Raw genomic sequence first — 18,068 nt, forward strand, 5'->3', positions numbered from 1 at the left:
GAAGGGAACGAGGAGCGAGCCGACCATGAGCCGTTACGCCCACCCCGCCGGGCCGCGTCACGCCGACGTGCTGCCCGGTGACCACCCGCCGGCGCCGCCCGAGGACGTCAACGTCCTGGACGCGGCCGTGTGGCCGAGCGGCGCGCGCCGCGTCGAGGGCATGCTGACGGTGGGCGGGGTCGGCGTGAAAGACCTGGTCGCCGAGTACGGCAGCCCGCTCTACGTGCTGGACGAGGACGACTTCCGGGCCCGCGCCCGCGCCTTCCGCGACGCCTTCGGCGGCGCCGACGTCTACTACGCGGGCAAGGCTTTCCTGTGCAAGGCGGTGGCCCGCTGGGTGGCCGAGGAGGGCCTGGGCCTGGACGTGTGCAGCGGCGGCGAGCTGGCGGTGGCGCTGGCGGCGGGTTTCCCGCCCGCGCGCATCGGCATGCACGGCAACAACAAGTCGGTGCCCGAGCTGGCCCGCGCGCTGGACGCGGGGGTGGGCCGGATCATCGTGGACTCCTTCACCGAGATCGACCGGCTGGCCGCCCTCGCGGCCGAGCGCGATGTGCGCGCGCAGGTGCAGGTGCGGGTCACCACCGGCGTCGAGGCGCACACCCACGAGTTCGTGGCGACCGCGCACGACGACCAGAAGTTCGGCTTCGCGCTCAGCACCGGCGCCGCGGCCGAGGCGGTGCGCCGGGTGCTGGAGTGCCCGCAGCTGGAGCTGGTCGGGCTGCACTCCCACATCGGCTCGCAGATCTTCGACACGGCCGGCTTCGAGGTGGCGGCGCGCCGGCTCACCGTCTTCCTGGCCGAGGTGCACGCCCGCCACGGCGTGGCCCTGCCCGAACTGGACCTGGGCGGCGGCCTCGGCATCGCCTACCTGCCCGAGGACACCCCGCTGGACGTCACCGTCATCGCGGCGAACCTCCGCGAGATCGTCGCCCGCGAGTGCGCGGCGAACGGCCTGGAGGTGCCGCGGCTGTCGGTGGAGCCGGGCCGCGCCATCGTCGGCCCGGCCGGCATCAGCCTGTACGAGGTCGGCACGGTCAAGGACGTCGAGGGGCTGCGCAGCTACGTCAGCGTCGACGGCGGGATGAGCGACAACATCCGCACCGCGCTGTACGGCGCCGACTACAGCTGCGTGGTCGCCTCGCGTGCCAGCACGGCGCCGCCGATGCTGTCGCGCCTGGTCGGCAAGCACTGCGAGAGCGGCGACATCGTGGTGCGCGACCTCTACCTGCCGTCCGACATCGGCCCGGGCGATCTGGTGGCGGTCGCCGGCACCGGCGCGTACTGCCGTTCGATGGCCAACAACTACAACCACCTCCCCAAGCCGGCGGTGGTGGCGGTGAGCGGCGGCCGGGCCCGCACGATCGTGCGGCGCGAGACCGAGGACGACCTGCTGCGGTTGGACGTAGGCTGACTCCTGGCCAGGTGGGGCCGCGGGTGCGCGGCCGGTCCGGCACGGCGCGGGACGAAGGTGGAGATGGGGAGCGCGGCGACATGGCACTGAAGGTGGCGCTGCTCGGCTGCGGTGTGGTCGGGTCCGAAGTGGTCAGGCAGCTGGCCCGGCAGGCCGACGACCTCGCCGCCCGCGTCGGCGCGCCCCTGGAGCTGGCCGGAGTCGCGGTGCGCCGCCCCGGCCGCGTCCGGCTGCCCGAGGTCGACCCGGCCCTGTTCACCACCGACGCCGCCGCGCTGGCCGTCCGCGACGACGTCGACATCGTCGTCGAGGTGATCGGCGGCATCGAGCCGGCCCGCACCCTGCTGCTGGACGCCGTCAAGGCGGGCAAGTCCGTGGTCACCGCCAACAAGGCGCTGCTGGCCGAGGACGGCGCCACCCTGTTCGCCGCCGCCCAGGCGACCGGCGCCGACATCTACTACGAGGCCAGCGTCGCCGGCGCCATCCCGCTGCTGCGGCCGCTGCGCGAGTCGCTGGCCGGCGACCGGGTCGAGCGGGTGCTCGGCATCGTCAACGGCACCACCAACTACATCCTGGACCGGATGGACGCCCACGGCTCGGGCTTCTCCGAGGCGCTGGAGCAGGCGCAGGCGCTCGGCTACGCCGAGGCCGACCCCACCGCCGACATCGAGGGCTTCGACGCCGCCGCCAAGGCCGCCATCCTGGCCGGCCTCGCCTTCCACACCCGCGTCACCGCCGCCGACGTGCACCGCGAGGGCATCACCGAGGTCAGCGCGGCCGACATCGCCAGCGCGAAGGCGATGGGCTGCGTGGTGAAGCTGCTGGCCATCTGCCAGCGCTCGCCCGACGGCTCCAGCGTCGGCGTGCGGGTGCACCCGGCGATGCTGCCGCGCGAGCACCCGCTGGCCGGCGTCAGGGAGGCATACAACGCGGTCTTCGTCGAGGCGGCGTCGGCCGGCCGGCTGATGTTCTACGGCGCCGGCGCGGGGGGCGCCCCCACTGCCAGCGCCGTCCTCGGCGACCTCGTCGCGGTGGCCCGCAACCGGCTGGCCGGGGCGCGCGGCCCGGAGGAGACCACCTACGCGGGGCTGCCGGTCCACCCGATGGGCGACTCCGTCACCCGCTACCACGTCGCCCTCGACGTGGCCGACCGCCCCGGTGTGCTGGCCACGGTCGCCGAGAGCTTCGCGCGCAACGACGTGTCCATCAAGAACGTGCGCCAGGAGGGCCACGGCGACGACGCCCAGCTCGTCATCGTCACCCACATGGCCGCCGACGCCGCACTCGCCGCCACCGTCGACGACCTGCGCCGGCTGTCCACCGTCCGCTCGGTGGCCAGCGTGATGCGCGTCGAGGCGCTGGCCGACGGCTGACCCGCGCCGCACCCCTCCCGGCCCGGCGGGCGGGTGCGCGGAACCGATCACGACCGGGACGACGCATAACACCGAAGGAGGCGCCGTGAGCGGCCCAGGGTCCTGGCGCGGAGTCATCGAGGAGTACCGCGAACGGCTGCCTGTCACCGCCGACACCCCGGTCGTCACGCTGCTGGAGGGCGGCACCCCGCTGCTGCCCGCCCCGCGCGTGTCCGCGCTGACCGGCTGCGAGGTCTTCCTCAAGGTCGAAGGGCTCAACCCGACCGGCTCCTTCAAGGACCGCGGGATGACGATGGCCATCAGCAAGGCGGCCGAGGCCGGCGCCAAGGCCGTCATCTGCGCCTCCACCGGCAACACCAGCGCCAGCGCCGCCGCCTACGCGGTGCGCGCCGGGATGATGTGCGCGGTGCTGGTGCCGCAGGGCAAGATCGCGCTGGGCAAGCTCGCCCAGGCGCTGGTGCACGGCGCCAAGCTGCTCCAGGTCGACGGCAACTTCGACGACTGCCTCGAACTCGCCCGCAAGCTCGCCGTCGACTACCCCGTCGCCCTGGTTAACTCGGTGAACCCCTTCCGGCTCGACGGCCAGAAGACCGCCGCCTTCGAGGTGGTCGACACCCTCGGCGACGCCCCCGACGTCCACTGCCTGCCCGTCGGCAACGCCGGCAACATCTCCGCGTACTGGATGGGCTACCAGGAGTACGCCGCCGACGGCGTCGCCGCCCGCACCCCGAGGATGGCGGGCTTCCAGGCCAGCGGGGCGGCGCCGATCGTGCGCGGCGAACCGGTGCCCAAGCCGAGCACCATCGCCACCGCGATCCGGATCGGCAACCCCGCCTCCTGGCAGCTGGCCGAGCGGGCCCGCGACCAGTCCCGCGGCCTCATCGACGCCGTCACCGACCGCGAGATCCTGGCCGCCTACCGGCTGCTCGCCCGCGAGGAGGGCGTGTTCGTCGAACTGGCCTCGGCCGCGAGCGTGGCCGGCCTGCTGCGCTCCGTCTCCTCCGGCGCGATCGAGCGCGGCCTGCGGGTGGTGTGCACAGTGACCGGAAACGGCCTCAAGGACACGGACTGGGCGCTTTCGGGCGCCCCGGCCCCCATCACGGTGCCGGTCGACGCCCACTCCGCCGCGATCGAACTCGGGCTGGCCTGATGGGCGGCGCGGACCGCACCTGGCGCGAGGGCCCCGTCACGGTGCGGGTCCCGGCCACCAGCGCCAATCTCGGCCCCGGCTTCGACGCGCTCGGCCTCGCCCTCGCCCACTACGACGAGGTCACCGCCGAGCTGAGCCCGGGCCCGAGCACCGTGAGCGTCAGCGGCGAAGGCGCCGACTCGCTGCCCGGCGACGACCGCCACCTGGTGCTGCGCACCATGCACACCGTCTTCGACACGCTCGGCGTGCCGCGGCCGGGCATCGCGCTGCGCTGCGTGAACCGCATCCCGCACGGCCGCGGCCTGGGCTCCTCGGCCGCCGCCATCGTCGCGGGCGTGCTGGCCGCGGGAGCGCTGCTGCGCGACGGACCCCTGGTCGGTCCCGGCCTCGCGGTGGCGCGCGAGCGCGTCTTCGCCCTGGCCGCCGACATCGAGGGCCACCCCGACAATGTCGCGCCGTGTGTCTATGGCGGCTGCACTATCGCCTGGCGCGGCGACTCGACGAGTGAGCGGAGTGGACCAAGTCCGATCGGTGCGACCGACTTCGTCCGCGGAGGGAGCGAGGAGACCAAGCCGCGCTGGGAGGCACAGCGCGGAGGCGGCGGCTGGGCGGCCGCCCGCTTCGAGCCCTTCGCCGGGCTCAGCCCGGTGCTGTGCGTGCCCGAGGAGCGGCTGGCCACCGAGCGCGCCCGCGGCCTGCTGCCCGAGCGGGTGCCGCACGCCGACGCCGCGTTCACCGCGGGCCGGGCCGCGCTGCTCGTCGCCGCCCTGAGCGGCCGCCCCGAGCTGCTGCTCGCCGCCACCGAGGACCGGCTGCACCAGGACTACCGCGCCTCCGCCATGCCGGCGACGGCGGCCCTGGTGGCCGAACTGCGCAAGCGCGGACTCCCCGCGGTCGTCTCCGGCGCCGGCCCGAGCGTGCTCGTGCTGGCATCGGGCGAAGACCACAGCGCGGTGCGAGATTCGACGGCGGGCGAACCGGGTACCGCATGGCATATAAGCCCGTTCGCTGTCGATCACACGGGCGCGCTCGTTACCTCCCCTGACGTGTGACGGCTTCGCCGTGACACGACACGCACCAGAGGAATAGCCGTGGCTCCTGGTGGTGTTAGGCTAGTGACTGCACCAGATGCCCCGATGCGGGGTGTGTGCTCGTCCGCTGCACAGCCTTCCGCGCAAGCACCGCATCCGGGCGGCTTCCGTGCCGCGATCGCGTCGAGACAGTGTTTCCATCGACAGTGGTTCCACGTCTTCCTCAAACGCCGTTGGCACCAGTCGCGCGGGCTGACGATCCAGGACATCTGGCTGTACCCAGAACCCACGGTGCATGTAAAGGGGAGCGCTTCCATCGAAGCGAGGTCTGCCGCAACATACACGTGGAGCTCGATCCGGCCCCCCGCCGGACCGCACCACTGGGCTGCTGGTCCCCGACGGCCACGCCAGCCCGCTCCCTGGGAAGGACCCTTGAGTTGAGCGACACCACCGAACTCCACCACGATGCGGACAACGCGGCGCCCGGAACGGCCGAGCCCGTATCGGGTGGAGCTGTCGACGCTGCCGCGACTCCCGCCACGTCGCGCTCCCGGAGCCGTTCGGGAACCGGCCTGTCCGCGCTGAAGCTCGCCGAACTGCAGGCCGTGGCGTCGCAGCTCGGCATCACGGGCATCGGACGCATGCGCAAGAACCAGCTCGTAGCGGCCATCCAGGAGCAGCAGAGCGGCGGTAACGGCCAGGGCGCGGCCAACGGGCGCTCCGGCGCCGCCGCCTCGGCGGGCGCCGAGACCTCGCGCAACGGCAGGGAGAACTCCTCCGGCGCGGCGGCGGCCGCGACCGAACCCGGCCCGCAGAGCCCCGAGAGCAAGGACAGTACCGTTCAGACCACCATCGAGACCACGGCCGAGCCGGCGGCGTCGAGCGCGCCGGCGGGCTCCGCCGTCACCCGCAACCGCCGCGGCCGGCGCAACGCCGACGACGCGGCCCCCGAGAACGACGGCGGCGCCCAGCAGCAGTCCGCGCCCCAGCAGGGCGGCGCCGACCGCGCCGCCTCCGGCGAGCGCCCGGAGCGGCAGCGCAACCGCCGCAACCGCGACGGCGGCGACGGCGACGACCGCCGCCGCGCCCGCGACGACCGCCCCCGCGACGACGCCGAGCAGCAGCGCGGCGGCGACCACGGCGGCCGCGGCAACCGCAACGACCGCAATGACGACGATGACGACGGCGGCGGCCGCCGCCGGGGCCGCCGGTTCCGCAACCGCGACCGCAGGGGCGGGCGCGACCGCGTGGACCCCGAGCCCGTCATCAGCGACGACGACGTCCTGCTGCCGGTCGCCGGCATCCTGGACATCCTCGACAACTACGCCTTCATCCGCACCACCGGCTACCTGCCGGGCTCCAACGACGTCTACGTCTCGCTGGCGCAGGTGCGCAAGAACGGCCTGCGCAAGGGCGACGCGCTCACCGGCGCGGTGCGCCAGCCGCGCGAGGGGGAGCGGCGCGAGAAGTTCAACGCGCTGGTCCGCCTGGACACCGTGAACGGCCTGCCGCCCGAGGAGGCGCGCAACCGCCCCGACTTCACCAAGCTGGTGCCGCTGTACCCGCAGGAGCGGCTGCGGCTGGAGACCGAGCCGAACATCCTGACCACCCGGATCATCGACCTCGTGTCGCCGATCGGCAAGGGCCAGCGCGGTCTGATCGTGTCGCCGCCCAAGGCGGGCAAGACGATGGTCCTGCAGGCCATCGCGAACGCGATCACCCAGAACAACCCCGAGTGCCACCTGATGGTCGTGCTTGTCGACGAGCGGCCCGAAGAGGTCACCGACATGCAGCGCACGGTCAAGGGCGAGGTCATCAACTCCACCTTCGACCGCCCGGCCGAGGACCACACCACCGTCGCCGAACTCGCCATCGAGCGGGCCAAGCGCCTGGTCGAGCTGGGCCTGGACGTGGTCGTGCTGCTCGACTCCATCACCCGCCTGGGCCGCGCCTACAACCTCGCCGCCCCGGCCAGCGGGCGCATCCTGTCCGGTGGTGTCGACTCCACCGCGCTGTACCCGCCCAAGCGCTTCTTCGGCGCCGCCCGCAACATCGAGCACGGCGGCTCCCTGACGATCCTGGCCACCGCCCTGGTCGAGACCGGCTCGCGGATGGACGAGGTCATCTTCGAGGAGTTCAAGGGCACCGGCAACATGGAGCTGAAGCTCAACCGCGGCCTCGCGGACAAGCGGATCTTCCCCGCCGTCGACGTCGACGCCTCCAGCACCCGCAAGGAGGAGATCCTGATGTCGCGCGAGGAGCTCCAGGTCGTCTGGAAGCTCCGCCGGGTCCTGCACGCGCTCGACACCCAGCAGGCTCTCGAACTGCTGCTGGAGCAGATGCGCAAGACCCAGAGCAACGCCGAGTTCCTGCTCCAGGTCCAGAAGACCACCGTGGGCGGCTCGGACGAGAACTGAGCCATGATCTCAGTACAGGGGATGCCCCGGACCAGTTGCGTTGGTCCGGGGCATCCCTGTCTCCTTAGTAGGTCCTACCCGGTCCTGCCTGCGCTCCAGCGCAATGAAGGCCCTGCATCGAGGATCACTCCCACGGTGATGCGTTCTTCCTGCTCTGCTGCTCCTGCTCCGCATCGAATTGTCGGAGTTCGGCAACGGCCTCCTCGACCCACTCCAGGTCCTCGGGGGTGGCGGTCGCCTCGGCCTTGGCGATCCACTCATCCCACAGGCGGTCGCTCTCCTGGTCGAGCAGTCGGCGGGCGACCAACGCGGCGAACCAACTGGGCACCGACTGCTCGCCGGCCGCTTCCTTGATCTCGGACACACGACTCTCCGGGACACTGATGACGATCCGCTTGAACGCCATGACTTGTGCATAAGTTCTTATGCACGGCATGTGCAGTCTCTAGGTCGGCCAAAGGTTGGACGTGCAGACTGTATAAGTGAAACGTTCGTCAAGCGACGTAATTTCAAGACGGATCGAGGCGTGCGAGCCGGCGACTGGTCCGTTCCGGTGAGCGCGGTCGGGGCGGCGGAGCGCAGTCGGAATACCGTCCGGTCCAGGCACGTTCCCGCATCTGGCAGACTGGACATCGACCGCTGCGGCACCGGTTCACGCTCATCCCCCGGGACAATCGCCCCACCGCGATCCGCGCTGAGCGCCCGGCGGCCGCCCGATGCGAGGAGACCCACGTGAAGCCCGACATCCACCCCGAGTACGTGGTCACCACGGTGACCTGTACCTGCGGGAACACTTTCACCACCCGCAGCACCGCGCAGAGCGGCACCATCCGTGCCGACGTCTGCTCCAACTGCCACCCGTTCTACACGGGCAAGCAGAAGATCCTGGACAGCGGTGGCCGGGTGGCGCGCTTCGAGAAGCGGTTCGGCAAGCGCAAGTAGCGGCCGCTTCCGCGCCGCGACCGCGCTCCGCGCGGTCGCGGCGCACGCGCGTCCGTCCGCTCTCGCCCGCCAGCCCCCAGGATCGCACCCATGAAGCTTGACGAACTCGTCGGCGAGTACGCCGACATCGAGGAGCGGCTCGCCGATCCCTCGGTGCACGCCGACCAGAGCGCCGCGCGCCGGCTGGGCAAGCGCTACGCCGAGCTGACCCCGATCGTGCAGGCGTACCGGGAGCTGGAGCAGGTCGGCAACGACTACGAGACCGCGATGGAGCTGGCGAGCGAGGACCCCGCCTTCGCCGAGGAGGCCAAGGAGCTGACCCGCCGCCGCGGCGAGCTGGAGGAGCGGCTGCGCCGGCTGCTCGTCCCGCGCGACCCCAATGACGACAAGGACGTCATCCTGGAGATCAAGGCGGGCGAGGGCGGCGAGGAGTCCGCGCTCTTCGCCGGCGACCTGCTCCGGATGTACCTGCGCTACGCCGAGCGTCGGCAGTGGCGCACCGAGATCATCGACGCCACCCACTCCGACCTCGGCGGCTACAAGGACGTCACCGTCGCGGTGAAGGCGCGCGGCAACCCCGCGCCCGGCGAGGGCGTGTGGGCGCAGCTGAAGTTCGAGGGCGGCGTGCACCGCGTGCAGCGGGTCCCCGTCACCGAGTCGCAGGGCCGCATCCACACCTCCGCGGCGGGCGTGCTGGTGATGCCCGAGGCCGAGGCGGTCGAGATCGAGGTCAACGACAACGACATCCGCGTCGACGTCTTCCGCTCCTCGGGCCCCGGCGGCCAGAGCGTGAACACCACCGACTCCGCCGTGCGCATCACACACCTGCCCACCGGCATCGTCGTCTCGTGCCAGAACGAGAAGAGCCAGCTGCAGAACAAGGAGCAGGCGATGCGGGTGCTGCGCGCCCGGCTGCTGGCCGACGCCCAGGAGCGCGCCGACGCCGAGGCGCAGGCCGAGCGGAAGAGCCAGGTCCGCACGGTCGACCGCTCCGAGCGGGTCCGCACCTACAACTTCCCGGAGAACCGCATCTCCGACCACCGCGTCGGCTTCAAGGCGTACAACCTGGACCAGGTCATCGACGGCGCGCTCGACGACGTCCTGCGCGCCCTGCTCGACGCCGACATGGCAGAGAGGCTCAGCCAGGCCCAAGCATGAACTTCCTGCTGGACGAGGTGGCACGGGCCACGCTGCGGCTGGCCGAGGCCGGCGTGGCCTCGCCGCGCTTCGACGCCGAGGAGCTGGCCGCGTACGTCCACGGCGTGTCCCGCGGCGAGCTGCACGCCGTCGCCGACGCCGACTTCGACGCCCGGTACTGGGAGGCGGTGGCCCGCCGCGCGGCCAGGGAGCCGCTGCAGCACATCACCGGCCGGGCCTTCTTCCGCTACCTCGAACTCCAGGTGGGCCCGGGCGTCTTCGTGCCCCGCCCCGAGACCGAGATGATGGTCGGCTGGGCCATCGACACCCTCCGCGACATGGACGTCGCCGACCCCCTGGTGGTCGACCTCGGCACCGGCTCGGGCGCCATCGCCATCTCGATCGCCCAGGAGGTGCCCCGCTCGCGGGTGCACGCCGTCGAGGTCGAGCCCGCCGCGCACCGCTGGGCCGCGGCCAACATCGAGGCCAGCGGCCACGCCGACCGCGTCACCCTGCACCTGGCCGACCTCGCCGCCTGCCTGCCCGAGCTGGCCGGCCGCGCCGACCTCGTCGTCAGCAACCCCCCCTACGTCCCCGAGGGCGAGCGCGAGCGGATGCCGCCGGAGTCGCGGGACCACGACCCCGCCTCCGCCCTGTGGGGCGGCACCGACGGCCTGGACGCCATCCGCGCCCTGGAGGGCACCGCCCGCCGGCTGCTGCGCCCCGGCGGCGCCCTCGCCGTCGAGCACGGCGACGGCCAGGGCCTGGACGTCCCCTGGGTCTTCGCCGAGGAACTCGGCTGGCGCGACGTCCGCAACCACAAGGACCTGACCCGGCGGGACAGGTTCGTCACAGCACGGCGACTCGACGAGTGAGCGGAGTGGACGAAGCGCGATTCGTGCGATTGGGTTCGTCCGCGGAGCGAGCGAGGAGACCGAGCCGTGCCGGAAAGCACTGCACGGCGACTCGACGAGTGAGCGGAGTGGACGAAGCGCGATTCGTGCGATTGGGTTCGTCCGCGGAGCGAGCGAGGAGACCGAGCCGTGCCGGAAAGCACTGCACGGCGACTCGACGAGTGAGCGGAGTGGACGAAGCGCGATTCGTGCGATTGGGTTCGTCCGCGGAGCGAGCGAGGAGACCAAGCCGTGCCGGGAGGCACAGCACGGCGACTCGACGAGTGAGCCGCGCCGGGAAACACGGCCGGGCGGCCCGGCCAGTGAACGAAGCACGGGAGAGGTAATGAGCCGGTCCTACGACTGCTCGGTCGACTTCGAGCGCAAGGCGGGCCTGTCCGACGCCGCGTCGGTGGTACGCCGGGGCGAGCTGGTGGTACTGCCCACCGACACCGTGTACGGGATCGGCTGCGACGCCTTCACACCGGGCGCGGTGCGCTCGCTGCTGGCCGCCAAGGGGCGCGGCCGCGAGATGCCGCCGCCGGTGCTGGTCGGCAGTGTGCGGGCGGCCACCTCGCTCATCACCGACCTCGGTGCCTTCGGCCAGGACCTCATCGACGAGTTCTGGCCCGGGGCGCTCACCATCGTGTGCACCGCCAATCCGAGCCTGTCGTGGGACCTCGGCGACACCCGGGGCACCGTCGCGCTGCGGATGCCGATGCACCCGGTCGCACTCGACCTGCTGAAGGAGGTCGGGCCGATGGCGGTGAGCAGCGCCAACCGCACCGGCCGGCCGCCCGCGCGCACCGCGCAGGAGGCGCGCGAGCAGCTGGAGGACCGGGTCGAGGTGTACCTGGAGAGCGGCCCGAGCGCCGACACGGTGCCGTCCACGATCGTCGACCTCACCTACGCGGTGCCGCGCGTGCTGCGCGAGGGCGCCATCCCGGTCGACCGGCTGCGCCAGGTGGTCGGCTCGATCCTGGGCGTGGACGAGGAGGACGGCGACGACGCCGCGCCGGCGGCCGACTCCGCCGCGGCGGCCCCCGACACCGAGTCCGCCGCGCCCCGCACCGACGCGGAGGAGGCGCCCGAGCGCGGCGACGGCGGCGAGCCGCCGCACCGCGACCACGGCCCGTCCGCCTCGGGTGACTGACGTGTGAAGGCTCGGTATCGTCCGGCGAAGCGGCTCCGGCCGCCGCGCCGCGGCTGCTAGTTTGGGGCAGGCTCTTTCCTCTTTGCTCTTCCGTATTCCTCGTTCCCCGTTTCCCCGGTTCCCGGTCCGGGCCGGGCAGATCGCGAAGGCGTAGCTGTCACGTGCGGGAGTACGCACTCACCATCCTGATCGCCGCGGCCGTCACCTACCTGTCGGTGCCGTTCGTCCGGTGGCTGGCGTTCAGGTTCGGCGCGTTCACCCCGATCCGGGCCAGAGACGTGCACACCGTGCCCACCCCCCGCTGGGGCGGGCTGGCCATGTACGCGGGGCTGGTGGCGGCCTTCCTGGTCGCCGGGCAGCTGCCGAACCTGCGCGAGACCCTGGTCGACCAGTCCTGGCAGGGCGTGCTGCTGGCCGGGCTGATCATCGTGATCGTCGGCGTGGTGGACGACCGCTGGGACCTCGACCCGCTGAGCAAACTGGCCGGCCAGGTGCTCGCGGCCGGCGTGCTGGTCGGCAGCGGGGCGCAGCTGCTCTGGCTGCCGCTGCCCGACACCACCCTGGTGCTGCCGCCCGACGTGCACACCGTGGTGTCGGTGGTGCTCATCGTGGTCACCATCAACGCGGTGAACTTCGTGGACGGCCTCGACGGCCTGGCCGCGGGCATCGTCGCCATCGCGGCCAGCGCCTTCTTCATCTACTACTACGCCGTCGCCATCCACCAGGGCTTCGACCGGCAGACCTTCCCGGCGATGATCGCCGCCGTGCTGATCGGCATCTGCGCCGGCTTCCTGCCGCACAACCTGCACCCCGCCCGCATCTTCATGGGCGACACCGGCGCCATGCTCATCGGCCTGCTGCTGGCCTCCACCACCATCACGGTGACCGGCCAGTTCACCCCGAGCGTCGGCGGCGAGGCCGGCGGCCTGGTGGCGCTGCTGCCGATGCTGCTGCCGATCCTGGTGCTGGCGCTGCCCTTCCTGGACCTGCTGCTGGCGGTGGTGCGGCGCACCCTGGCGGGCAAGTCGCCCTTCGCCCCCGACCGCAAGCACCTCCACCACCAGATGCTCGGCCTCGGCCACTCCCACGCCCGCGCGGTGCTGCTGATGTACCTGTGGGCCGGGATCATCGCCTTCGCCGCCGTCACCATGTCGATCTTCGCGGACCCGTGGGTCTTCCTGCTCGGCGCGCTGGGCGTCGCCGCGTGCGCTGTGCTCTTGGTCACCCTGCCCCGGCTGCGCCGCCGCCAGGAGCGGCTGCGCGAGGCGCGGGCGCGGGCCGCGGTCGGCGTCGGTCCCGGGCCGCGCGGCGGCGCATGATGTGCGTCTCAGCGGCGGATGAACACGGCTCGGCAACGATTTGACGGCTTCGGTCAGAACCCCGCTGACCTCGGGTTCCATTGCCTGGACGCCCGTTGGTGGCGAGGCGCGCCCGACAGCGGGCGCACCCGGGTCCCAACCGCCTAAATGGGACGCCGAGAGCTTGTGATACCTTTCACGAGCAGAGCCCTTCTTAACTTTCCGGAGTTCTTCTATGCAGGGACACGACGCCCGGATCCTCCGCGGCGCCGCGATTCCGACAGTCATCGCCGGCGCGCTAGCCGCGGCCGCCGCCTTCTTCATGGCCGGTACCCACGGCCTGTACGGAGCGCTGGCCGGCATCGTGCTGGTGATGGTCTTCTTCCCGCTCGGGCTCCTCGCGGTCTCCTACGTGGCGCGGATCAACCCGCAGCTGATGATGGCCGGCGCGCTCGGCAGCTACCTGCTCAAGGTGCTGGTCCTGGGCGTCCTGCTGGTCGCGCTGCGCGGTACCCCGCTGTTCGACCACACCGCGTTCGCCCTCACGGCGGCGCTGTGCGCGGTGGTGTGGATCGGCGGCCAGACCTGGGCCACCGCCACCACCAAGATCCTCTATGTCGACCCGGACGCGGGCCGATGAAACCCGTCCGCCCCCGCCTTTCGGGCGATGTGCGGTACACCCGTACCAACTGCTATGTTCCGGAGCGAGATGAACGATCGCCAGGGGTCCGACCGTGAGCCGGAACCCAAGGTCGACGCCATGGCGATCGTCGGAACTCTGCTGGCCGGCCCGCTGTGCTGGGGCGGGATCGGCTGGCTGGCCGACTGGCTCACCGATCGCGCGACCCCGCTGTTCCTCCCGATCGGCATCCTGCTCGGCCTCGGTGGCTCGATCTACCTGGTCTGGCGGCGGCTGCCCAAGCACTGACACACAGCACGGGCACCGCAGTGCCCTCATGTACGAGGTCTTTGTTGAATCACGACGAAAGGGTTCGCCGTGAGCGCTAACGCACACGTCCTCGCGGCCGAGGACGGGGATGGCGGCCTGTTCACGCCGGGTGGACCGGGGTTCGCCCCGCCGACCACCGACATCTTCTTCCCGCCGCCCATCGTGGAGTTCGGGCCGTTCGCGATCTCCAAGTACACGGTGCTGCTCGCGCTGACCGTGGTGGTGGTGCTGGGATTCTGGTTCGCCACCACGTCGAAGATGAAGCTGGTGCCGAGCCGCTGGCAGAGCGTCGCGGAGATGGGGTACCTCTTCATCCGCGACCAGGTGGCCAGGCCCACCATCGGCAAGCAGGGCGACCGGTACGTCCCGCTGCTGATCACGCTGTTCTTCATGATCCTGGTCATGAACCTCTGGGGCGTCGTTCCGCTGGTCGGCCAGCTGCCGGTCACCGCGAACACCGCGGTGCCGATCGTGCTGGCGCTGATCGTGTACGTGTTCTGGAACGTCGTGGGCATCCGCAAGCAGGGCGGCTGGCGCTACTTCAGGGACATCCTGTTCATGCCCGGCGTTCCCTGGCCGTTCTACATCATCCTGACTCCGATCGAGGTCATTTCGACCCTGATCGTGCGGCCGGTCACCCACGCCGTCCGACTCTTCGCGAACATGTTCGCCGGGCACCTGCTGCTGGCCACCTTCGCGGCCGCCGGCTTCTACATGTTCAACCCGGGAGCCCCCGACGCCCTGCTGGGCGCGGTCTCGGTGGTCTTCTCCGGGTTCGCGTTCCTCGGCTTCTTCGCCTTCACCCTGCTGGAGATCGTCATCATGAGCCTCCAGGCGTTCGTGTTCGTGCTGCTCACCGCCGTGTACATCGGCGGCGCGGTCGAGCCGGCGCACTAGGGCGGACGTCTTACGTACCCGTCAACCGAAACCACTCCGGCGGACCGACCCGAGCACCGCCGGTCGTTGCAGAAGATAAGGGATAAGCATGGAAATCCTCGGTAACCTCAACGTCATCGGCTACGGTCTCGCCGCCATCGGCCCGGGCATCGGCGTGGGCATCGTGTTCGGTCTCGGCAACCAGGCCATCGCGCGCCAGCCGGAGCTGCGCGGCCCGCTGCAGCTGAACATCTACCTCGGTATGGCGCTGGTCGAGGCGCTGGCCATCCTTGGCTTCGTGCTCGCCTTCGCGCTGCCGTACACCTCTTCCTGACCCTCCCTGACGACTCCCGACGGACACGAGAAAGGGGGTGCCACCCATGGGGCTACTGGCAGCCGAGGAAAACCACATCCTGATGCCGCACACCTCGGAGCTGGTGTTCGGTCTCATCGCGTTCGCCATCATCCTCTTCGCGTTCTGGACCAAGATCCTGCCGAGGGTGACGACCACGCTCGACGAGCGGGCCGACGCCATCGAGGGCGGCATCGAGCGCGCCAAGGCCGCGGAGGCCGAGGCGCGGGAGACGCTGCAGCAGTACCAGGCCCAGCTGGCCGAGATCCGGGCCGAGCGCAATGCCGAGATCGAGAAGGCCAAGCAGCAGGGTGCCGCGATCATCGCCGAGATGCGCGAGCAGGCGCAGGTCGAGGCGCGCAAGATCGTTGAGAACGCGCACGCCCAGATCGAGGCCGAGCGGCAGCAGGCCGTCGCGCGGCTGCGGGTGGAGATCGGCACGCTCTCCACCGAGCTGGCCGAGCGGATCGTCGGCGAGGCCCTTTCCGACGACGCCGCGCAGAGCCGCGTCATCGACCGCTTCCTGGACGAGCTGGAAAGCCAGGACCGCGCCGGTTCGCAGGCCGAGGCACGCTGATGCGAGGTGTGAGCCGCACCTCGCTGGCCGAGGTCACCGACCGCTTCAACACCGTCGCGCGCGACGCCGACGCGGCCTCGCTGGGCGGCGAGCTGTTCGACGTGGTGGCGCTGCTGGACCGCGAGCACTCGCTGCGGCGGGTGCTGGCCGACCCCTCCGTCGAGGCCGACCGCAAGTCGCGCTTCGCCGCCGACCTGCTCGAGGGCAAGGTCTCGCCGACCGCCGCCCTGCTGGTCGACGACGTCGTGCGGGCGCGCTGGTCGCGGGGCGCCGACCTCACCGACGCCGTGGAGCGGCTGGCCGTGTTCGCCACCGTGCTGGACGAGGAGCGGTCGGGGCGGCTGGACGACGTCGAGGACGAGCTGTTCCGCTTCGACCGGATCGTGGCGGCCGAGCCGGCGCTGCGCAGCGCGCTCACCGACCGCTCGGCCTCGGCCGAGCGCGAGGAGCGGCTGCTGGCCGACCTGCTCGGCACCCGGGCGAGCGCGGCCACGCGCCGCCTGGTCGGCGAACTTGTCACCCGTCCGCGGGGACGTAACCTTGAGGTCGGGCTGGAGGCGTACAGCCGCCTGGTGGCCGAGCGGCGCCGGCGCCTGGTGGCGGTGGTGCGCAGCGCGGTCCCGCTCTCCGAGCGCCAGCGGGCCCGGCTGGTCAGCGCGCTGTCCAGCACCTACGGCCGTCCCGTCCACGTCAACATCGAAGTCGATCCCGAGGTGATGGGCGGGATGTCCGTCCGGATCGGCGACGAGGTCATCGACGGCACGGTCGCCGGCCGCCTGGCCGAGATCAGGAAGCGGCTGGCGGGCTGACCCCCGACCGCACCTCACCAAGAGCCTGAAGACTTCTAGAGCAAGGACATACGAGATGGCGGAGCTGACCATCCGGCCGGAGGAGATCCGGGACGCGCTGCAGCGCTTCGTCCAGTCGTACGAGCCTGAAGCCGCCGCACGCGAGGAGATCGGCACCGTCACCTACTCCGGTGACGGCATCGCCCGCGTGGCCGGCCTTCCCTCGGCGATGGCGAACGAGCTGCTGGAGTTCGAGGACGGCACCCTGGGCCTGGCCCAGAACCTGGAGACCCGCGAGATCGGTGTCATCGTCCTCGGCGACTTCGAGAAGATCGAGGAGGGGCAGCCGGTCCGCCGGACCGGCGAGATCCTCTCGGTGCCGGTGGGCGACGCCTACCTGGGCCGCGTGGTCGACCCCGTCGGCCGCCCGATCGACGGCAAGGGCGAGATCGCCAGCACCGAGCGCCGCGCGCTGGAGCTGCAGGCCCCCTCCGTGGTGCAGCGCCAGGAAGTGCGCGAGCCGATGCAGACGGGCCTCAAGGCGATCGACGCCATGACCCCGATCGGCCGCGGCCAGCGGCAGCTGATCATCGGCGACCGCCAGACCGGCAAGACCGCGATCGCGATCGACACGATCATCAACCAGAAGGCCAACTGGGAGTCCGGCGACCCCAGCAAGCAGGTGCGCTGCATCTACGTGGCGGTGGGCCAGAAGGGCTCCACCATCGCGGGCGTGCGCGGCGCGCTGGAAGAGGCCGGCGCGCTGGAGTACACCACCATCGTGGCGGCCCCGGCCTCCGACCCGGCGGGCTACAAGTACATCGCCCCCTACACCGGCTCGGCCATCGGCCAGCACTGGATGTACCAGGGCAAGCACGTCCTGATCATCTTCGACGACCTCACCAAGCAGGCCGAGGCCTACCGCGCCGTGTCGCTGCTGCTGCGCCGCCCGCCGGGCCGCGAGGCCTACCCCGGCGACGTCTTCTACCTGCACTCCCGGCTGCTGGAGCGCTGCGCCAAGCTCAACAACGAGCTGGGCGCGGGCTCGATGACCGGTCTGCCGATCATCGAGACCAAGGCGGGCGACGTCTCGGCGTACATCCCCACCAACGTCATCTCGATCACCGACGGCCAGATCTTCCTCGAGGCCGACCTGTTCAACCAGGGCCAGCGGCCGGCCATCAACACCGGTATCTCGGTGTCGCGAGTCGGCAGCGCCGCGCAGACCAAGGCGATGAAGAAGGTCTCCGGCCGGATGCGCACCGAGCTGGCCCAGTACCGCGAACTCCAGGCCTTCGCCGGCCTGGGCTCCGACCTGGACGCCGCGTCCAAGGCGCAGCTGGAGCGCGGTGAGCGGCTGTACGAGCTGATCAAGCAGGGCGTGTACCAGCCGCAGCCGATGGAGCGGCAGGTCATCTCGGTGTGGGCCGGCACCACCGGCCAGCTCGACGAGGTGCCGGTCGAGGACATCCGCCGCTTCGAGGCCGACTTCCTGGACTTCGTCGCCCGCGAGCACGGCGGCATCCTGGACGGCATCCGCGAGACCGGCACCTTCGAGGACGAGACCGCCGACCAGCTCAAGAACGTCATCGAGGAGTTCAAGCGGAACTTCGAGACCAGCTCGGGCACCGTGCTGGGCTCCGAGGCCGAGGCCGAGGCGCTGGACAGCGACGAGGTCGGCCAGGAGACCATCAAGGTCGCCAAGCGCGGCGGGAGCTAGC

The 18,068-nt window shown here is 71.5% G+C and carries 18 protein-coding genes; 17 read left to right on the top strand and 1 reads right to left on the bottom strand.

Annotated features, from left to right (window positions below):
- The first annotated feature begins 25 nt into the window (after nucleotides 1–25).
- From lysA to rho, 5 genes are all read left to right on the top strand, one after another.
- On the top strand, nucleotides 26–1,411 hold the full coding sequence (gene lysA / locus CLV72_RS01790; protein ID WP_106238050.1) for a diaminopimelate decarboxylase: 1,386 nt from the start codon (nucleotides 26–28) through the stop codon (nucleotides 1,409–1,411).
- 80 nt (nucleotides 1,412–1,491) lie between these two features.
- Nucleotides 1,492–2,784, top strand: coding sequence for a homoserine dehydrogenase (locus CLV72_RS01795; RefSeq protein WP_106238053.1), 1,293 nt, complete (start codon nucleotides 1,492–1,494; stop codon nucleotides 2,782–2,784).
- An 85-nt stretch (nucleotides 2,785–2,869) separates the two neighbouring features.
- Nucleotides 2,870–3,934: a threonine synthase gene (thrC, locus tag CLV72_RS01800; protein ID WP_106238057.1), complete on the top strand. Its 1,065-nt coding sequence runs from the start codon at nucleotides 2,870–2,872 to the stop codon at nucleotides 3,932–3,934.
- A complete protein-coding gene (gene thrB, locus CLV72_RS01805) occupies nucleotides 3,934–4,986 on the top strand; it encodes a homoserine kinase (protein ID WP_106238061.1) in 1,053 nt (350 codons plus the stop codon). Before thrC ends, thrB begins: the two co-directional genes overlap by 1 nt.
- Nucleotides 4,987–5,402: 416 nt before the next feature.
- Nucleotides 5,403–7,382: a transcription termination factor Rho gene (rho, locus tag CLV72_RS01810; RefSeq protein WP_106238064.1), complete on the top strand. Its 1,980-nt coding sequence runs from the start codon at nucleotides 5,403–5,405 to the stop codon at nucleotides 7,380–7,382.
- A gap of 124 nt (nucleotides 7,383–7,506) precedes the next feature.
- Here rho and CLV72_RS01815 read toward each other — a convergent pair whose 3' ends face one another.
- Entirely contained in the window at nucleotides 7,507–7,788 is a 282-nt protein-coding gene (locus CLV72_RS01815) for a hypothetical protein (RefSeq protein ID WP_106238066.1), read from the bottom strand.
- Between the two features lie 326 nt (nucleotides 7,789–8,114).
- On the opposite strand from CLV72_RS01815, the gene rpmE reads away from it, so the two are divergent.
- From rpmE to atpA, 12 genes are all read left to right on the top strand, one after another.
- Nucleotides 8,115–8,324 (top strand): 50S ribosomal protein L31, encoded by a 210-nt coding sequence (rpmE, locus tag CLV72_RS01820; protein WP_106238069.1) that lies wholly within the window; start codon nucleotides 8,115–8,117, stop codon nucleotides 8,322–8,324.
- Nucleotides 8,325–8,414: 90 nt separating this feature from the next.
- A complete protein-coding gene (gene prfA / locus CLV72_RS01825) occupies nucleotides 8,415–9,482 on the top strand; it encodes a peptide chain release factor 1 (protein ID WP_106238072.1) in 1,068 nt (355 codons plus the stop codon).
- Nucleotides 9,479–10,336 carry a peptide chain release factor N(5)-glutamine methyltransferase gene (gene prmC, locus CLV72_RS01830; RefSeq protein WP_106238076.1) on the top strand — a complete coding sequence of 286 codons (858 nt, stop codon included), beginning with the start codon at nucleotides 9,479–9,481 and terminating at the stop codon, nucleotides 10,334–10,336. The genes prfA and prmC overlap by 4 nt, the downstream gene beginning before the upstream one ends.
- A gap of 364 nt (nucleotides 10,337–10,700) precedes the next feature.
- Nucleotides 10,701–11,507, top strand: coding sequence for an L-threonylcarbamoyladenylate synthase (locus CLV72_RS01835; RefSeq protein ID WP_106238079.1), 807 nt, complete (start codon nucleotides 10,701–10,703; stop codon nucleotides 11,505–11,507).
- Between the two features lie 161 nt (nucleotides 11,508–11,668).
- Nucleotides 11,669–12,826: a glycosyltransferase family 4 protein gene (locus tag CLV72_RS01840; protein ID WP_106238083.1), complete on the top strand. Its 1,158-nt coding sequence runs from the start codon at nucleotides 11,669–11,671 to the stop codon at nucleotides 12,824–12,826.
- Nucleotides 12,827–13,040: 214 nt separating this feature from the next.
- The gene (locus CLV72_RS01845; RefSeq protein ID WP_106238087.1) at nucleotides 13,041–13,445 is read left to right on the top strand and encodes a Cg1360 family ATP-synthase-associated protein; all 405 of its coding nucleotides are present in this window, start codon (nucleotides 13,041–13,043) and stop codon (nucleotides 13,443–13,445) included.
- Nucleotides 13,446–13,514: 69 nt separating this feature from the next.
- Nucleotides 13,515–13,733 carry an AtpZ/AtpI family protein gene (locus CLV72_RS01850; protein ID WP_211302659.1) on the top strand — a complete coding sequence of 73 codons (219 nt, stop codon included), beginning with the start codon at nucleotides 13,515–13,517 and terminating at the stop codon, nucleotides 13,731–13,733.
- 69 nt (nucleotides 13,734–13,802) lie between these two features.
- Nucleotides 13,803–14,651 (top strand): F0F1 ATP synthase subunit A, encoded by an 849-nt coding sequence (gene atpB, locus CLV72_RS01855; protein WP_106238094.1) that lies wholly within the window; start codon nucleotides 13,803–13,805, stop codon nucleotides 14,649–14,651.
- Between the two features lie 88 nt (nucleotides 14,652–14,739).
- Complete coding sequence (atpE, locus tag CLV72_RS01860; protein WP_106238097.1) at nucleotides 14,740–14,964, top strand: ATP synthase F0 subunit C; 225 nt, start codon at nucleotides 14,740–14,742, stop codon at nucleotides 14,962–14,964.
- Nucleotides 14,965–15,010: 46 nt separating this feature from the next.
- Nucleotides 15,011–15,559 carry a F0F1 ATP synthase subunit B gene (locus CLV72_RS01865; RefSeq protein ID WP_106238099.1) on the top strand — a complete coding sequence of 183 codons (549 nt, stop codon included), beginning with the start codon at nucleotides 15,011–15,013 and terminating at the stop codon, nucleotides 15,557–15,559.
- Nucleotides 15,559–16,368 (top strand): F0F1 ATP synthase subunit delta, encoded by an 810-nt coding sequence (locus CLV72_RS01870; protein WP_106238102.1) that lies wholly within the window; start codon nucleotides 15,559–15,561, stop codon nucleotides 16,366–16,368. The genes CLV72_RS01865 and CLV72_RS01870 overlap by 1 nt, the downstream gene beginning before the upstream one ends.
- Before the next feature lie 55 nt (nucleotides 16,369–16,423).
- Entirely contained in the window at nucleotides 16,424–18,067 is a 1,644-nt protein-coding gene (gene atpA / locus CLV72_RS01875; protein WP_106238104.1) for a F0F1 ATP synthase subunit alpha, read from the top strand.
- The last annotated feature ends 1 nt before the right edge of the window (nucleotide 18,068 follow it).

The sequence above is a fragment of the Allonocardiopsis opalescens genome, from assembly GCF_003002095.1.
Lineage (GTDB): Bacteria > Actinomycetota > Actinomycetes > Streptosporangiales > Streptosporangiaceae > Allonocardiopsis > Allonocardiopsis opalescens.